Here is a 4,254-nt window from a genome sequence, read left to right on the forward strand (position 1 = left end):
GCAGCGCGCGAGCCGGCAAGCCCCGGCCGTTGCGCCGGGCCAGCGGCGCCGGCAGCTTGCCCTCGTCGGCCAGGCTCCAGATCAGCCGGGCGAAGCCCTGGATATACACGTTCATCGAGGCGAAGCAGGCCAGGTAGCCGACCAGCGCCACCAGCACGCGGGCACGCTCGCCCAGCAGCAGCTCGAACAGCCGCGGCAGGGCGGTGGTGTCGCTGTGCACGTCGCCATGGGTGGCGAAGCTCAGCACCGCCACCGAACAGGCCCAGTACACCAGACCGGCGAGCAGCACGCCGAGCACCAGGGCCAGGGGGAAATCACGCTCGGGGCGCTTGAACTCCTCGCCCAGGTGGGTGAAGGCCTCGATGCCGACGAAGCACCAGAACATCACCCCCAGCGCCGCCGGCAGCAGCTGCCACTGGCCGCTCAGCGGCGGCAGCAGCGGCTGGCTGGCCCGCGGCAGATCGCCGACCCACCAGATCAGCGCCACGCTGGCGACTATCGCCACCGCGATCAGCCCCTGCAGCACGCCCGAGGCTTTGGCCGGGCGCTGGCCGAGCAGCAGGATGGCGCCGAGGGTGGCCAGCTGGATCGCCAGCAGCCCGGCGCTGGAGAGGTCGAACAGGGCCAGCCAGAAACCGCTGGCGATATGCAGCGCGGCGGGCAGGCCGACCGGCAGCACGGCGAGAAACAGCAGCGCGCTGACCCCTTCCAGGCGCTGGCCGAAGGCGCGGCCGATCAGGTGCGGCGCGCCGCCGGCATGGGGGAAGCGCTTGCCCAGCTGGGCGAAGGTGAAGGCCACCGGCAGCACCAGGGCGATCAGCACCAGCCAGGCCCACAGCGAGGCCTGCCCGGCGGCGGTGGCGGCCAGCGCCGGCACCACGAAGATGCCGGTGCCGAGCAGCGAGGTGCTGAGCAGGGCGATGCCCTGCAGCAGGCCCAGTTCCTTGTTCAGTCGACTCATGGGGTATGCTCGTGTCCTTGCGCAGAATCCCGCCATGGTAAGCCGGCGCTCCCGTGCAGGGCGTCGGCTTTCGCCGTCGAAACGGCGGTTCTGTCCCTCAACCCGCTTGTTGTCTGAGAGCCCCCGTGGACAAGTTCGACCGCCAGATCCTCGCCCTGCTGCGCCGCGATGCGCGCACCCCCGTCAGCCAGATCGCCCGCGAGGTGAACCTCTCGCGTTCGGCGGTCAGCGAGCGCATCCGCCAGCTGGAAGGCGGCGGGGTGATCCGCGGCTACCACGCCCAGGTCGCCGAGCCGGGGGCGGACGCGGTCAAGGCCTTCTTCGAGCTGTTCTACAAGGACGGCCGCTGCCAGGACTACGTCGAGCGCATGCGCCTGTACCCGGAGATCCGCCGCTGCTGCGGCATCAGCGGCGAGACCGACATGCTGGTGTACGTCGAGGCGGCCAGCATGACGCGCCTGAGCGAGATCCGCGACGCCCTCGAGGCCTTCCCGCAGATGCAGCGGGTCAAGACCCATATGGTGGTGCAGGAGTGGCCGCTGTGAGCCTGCGCCTGCTGCACAGCTCCGACTGGCACCTGGGCCAGCACTTCATGGGCAAGACCCGCCAGGCCGAGCATCAGGCGTTCTGCGCCTGGCTGCTGGAACAGGTGCGGGCGCATGCGGTGGACGTGCTGCTGATCGCCGGCGACGTGTTCGACACCGGCGCGCCGCCCAGCTATGCGCGCGAGCAGTACAACCGCCTGGTGGTCGAGCTGCGCGACGCCGGCTGCGCGCTGATCGTGCTCGGCGGCAACCACGACTCGCCGGCTATGCTCGGCGAAAGCAGAACCCTGCTGGCCCAGCTCGGCGCGCGGGTGGTCCCCGGCGTCGGCCTCGATCCCGCCGAACAGCTGCTGGTGCTGCACGACCGCGCCGGCGCGCCGGGCGCCATCCTCTGCGCCATTCCCTTTATCCGCCCGCGCGAGGTGCTGGCCAGCCAGGCCGGGCAGAGCGCGCAGGACAAGCAGCAGTCGCTGCAGCAGGCCATCGCCGAGCACTACCAGATGCTGTTCGCCCTGGCCGAGGCCCGCCGCGCCGAACTCGGCCTGGTCCTGCCGATCATTGCCAGCGGCCACCTCACCACGGTCGGCGCCAGCGCCAGCGAATCGGTGCGCGAAATCTACGTCGGCAGCCTGGAGGCCTTTCCCACCAGCGCCTTCCCGCCGGCCGACTACATCGCCCTGGGCCATATCCACCGGCCGCAGAAGGTCGCCGGCCTGGAGCAGATCCGCTACTGCGGCTCGCCGATTGCGCTGTCCTTCGACGAGGCCAGGCAGCAGAAGGAAGTGCTGCTGGTCGAGTTCGGCGCTGGCGCTTTGCAGGCGGTCACGCCGCTGCCCGTACCCTGCTTCCAGCCCCTGGCCAGCCTGCGCGGCTCGCTCGCGGAACTAGCCGGTGCCATCGCCGAACAGGCCGCCCAGGGCAGCGCCGAACGGCCGGTATGGCTGGAGGTGCAGGTGCGCGGCGACGACTACCTGAGCGATCTGCAGAGCCACATCGCCGCGCTGTGCGAAGGGCTGCCGGTGGAAGTGCTGCGCATCCGCCGCGAACGCGGCAATGCCGCCGCCAGCCTGACCAGCGAGGCGCGCGAGACGCTGGATGAACTGTCCGCCGCCGAGGTGTTCGACAGACGCCTGCAGCAGGAGCAACTGGGCGAGGAAGAGACGCAGCGCTTGCAGGGGCTTTATCGCCGGGTGCTGGACGAGTTGACGGGGGATTGAAGTCGGCCGCTCCAAGCGTCGTCGGGCGTGACGGTCCAAGTACGACTACCCTGCAAGGCTCGGGGGCTCGCCAGCGATCCGCAGAATTTAGTCCATGCAGTTTGGCTCAGGGATGCTGCTCGCCGCCAACTCACCATGACCAGGTTATTCAAGGAGCGAAGCATGGCTTTAAATCCAAACATCAACGATGAGGGGGCGCCTACCGGTGGGCGTGGTCTCGAGGACATCAGTATCGAGCCGCGCTTGTTTCAAGAGGCGCAGGAGCTTATCGACTCGATTGACGACACTTCCAAGATCTTTAGAAATCGGACGAAGAACTCGCAGTACGAGAGCGACAAATTGCACGTCGATGCGGTGCCGATTGGTAACAGGACCTATCCCTACAAGATCGAGGTGCAACGAAAGAAGGGCTCGAAGAACACCGTTGCCGTCTGCATAGCTGCTGCTAGCGCATCCGCCGGCGATGTCAGGGCCGCACTGCATGCCAGCCTTGGCGATCACCATATATGGTCTGCCCAATAAGGATAATCTTGGCGCACCGTTGCGATAGCCACAGGGTGAAACGTGTCGCGGTATTTGACTCTGTGGTTATCGTTGGGCGATAGCGCCATCTGTCCAGTCCACCGCGCCTGCACAACCCTGCCAACAATGCCAGAATGCCCGCCTGATTCCCGGCTAGCCATTCCCGCATGAAAATCCTCAGCCTGCGCCTGAAGAACCTCAACTCGCTCAAGGGCGAGTGGAAGATCGATTTTTCCGCCGCGCCCTTCGCCGACAGCGGCCTGTTCGCCATCACCGGGCCCACCGGGGCGGGCAAGACCACGCTGCTCGACGCCATCTGCCTGGCCCTGTATCACCGCACGCCGCGCATGGGCACGCTGTCGGCCAGCGGTAACGAGCTGATGACCCGGCACACCGCCGACTGCCTGGCCGAGGTCGAGTTCGAGGTCAAGGGGCAGGGCTATCGCGCCTTCTGGAGCCAGCGCCGCGCGCGCGACAAGGTCGACGGCGCGCTGCAGGCGCCCAAGGTGGAGCTGGCGCGTATCGCCGGCGGCGAGATCCTCACCGACAAGATTCGTGAGAAGGAGAGCCTGACCGCCGAGCTGACCGGCCTGGACTTCGAGCGCTTCACCAAGTCCATGCTGCTGGCCCAGGGCGGTTTCGCCGCCTTTCTCGAGGCGGGGGCCAACCAGCGCGCCGAGCTGCTCGAGGAGCTGACCGGCACCGAGGTGTACGGGCGGATTTCGCAGCAGGTCTACGAACGCACCAAGGCCGCCGAGCAGGCGCTGAACCTGCTGCAAAGCCGCGCCCAGGGCATGGAACTGCTCGACGAGGCGCAGCGCGGCGAATTGCAGACCGAGCACCGGCGCCTGAGTCAGGAGGAGGCGCCGCTGCTGGCCCGGCAACAAAGCCTGCAGGCCCAGCGCCGCTGGCGCGAGGCCCTGCAACAGGCCGAGCAGCAGTGCCAGCAGGCGCAGCTGGGCCTGGAGCAGGCGCAGCAGGCTCAGGCGCAGGCGGCTGGCGAGCTGCA

Annotated in this window: 5 protein-coding genes; 4 read left to right on the plus strand and 1 reads right to left on the minus strand. The window is 68.1% G+C overall.

The genetic code is table 11. The annotated features are described in order from the left end of the window. The coding region (gene yjeH, locus N878_RS13675; RefSeq protein WP_021444207.1) for an L-methionine/branched-chain amino acid transporter at window positions 1-961 on the minus strand (961 nt) is incomplete at its 3' end. 125 nt (window positions 962-1,086) lie between these two features. Between yjeH and N878_RS13680 the strand changes: the two genes are divergently transcribed. The 4 genes from N878_RS13680 to N878_RS13695 all read left to right on the plus strand — a co-directional run. Continuing rightward, complete coding sequence (locus N878_RS13680; RefSeq protein ID WP_021444208.1) at window positions 1,087-1,506, plus strand: Lrp/AsnC family transcriptional regulator; 420 nt, start codon at window positions 1,087-1,089, stop codon at window positions 1,504-1,506. 2 nt (window positions 1,507-1,508) lie between these two features. Beyond that, window positions 1,509-2,723 (plus strand): exonuclease subunit SbcD, encoded by a 1,215-nt coding sequence (gene sbcD / locus N878_RS13685; RefSeq protein WP_031303163.1) that lies wholly within the window; start codon window positions 1,509-1,511, stop codon window positions 2,721-2,723. Window positions 2,724-2,885: 162 nt separating this feature from the next. Then, entirely contained in the window at window positions 2,886-3,245 is a 360-nt protein-coding gene (locus N878_RS13690; protein WP_021444210.1) for a hypothetical protein, read from the plus strand. A gap of 167 nt (window positions 3,246-3,412) precedes the next feature. Further along, window positions 3,413-4,254 (plus strand): AAA family ATPase (locus tag N878_RS13695; protein ID WP_031303164.1); only part of this gene is annotated, 842 nt, incomplete at its 3' end.

The organism is Pseudomonas sp. EGD-AK9, assembly GCF_000465935.2.
Classification (GTDB): domain Bacteria; phylum Pseudomonadota; class Gammaproteobacteria; order Pseudomonadales; family Pseudomonadaceae; genus Aquipseudomonas.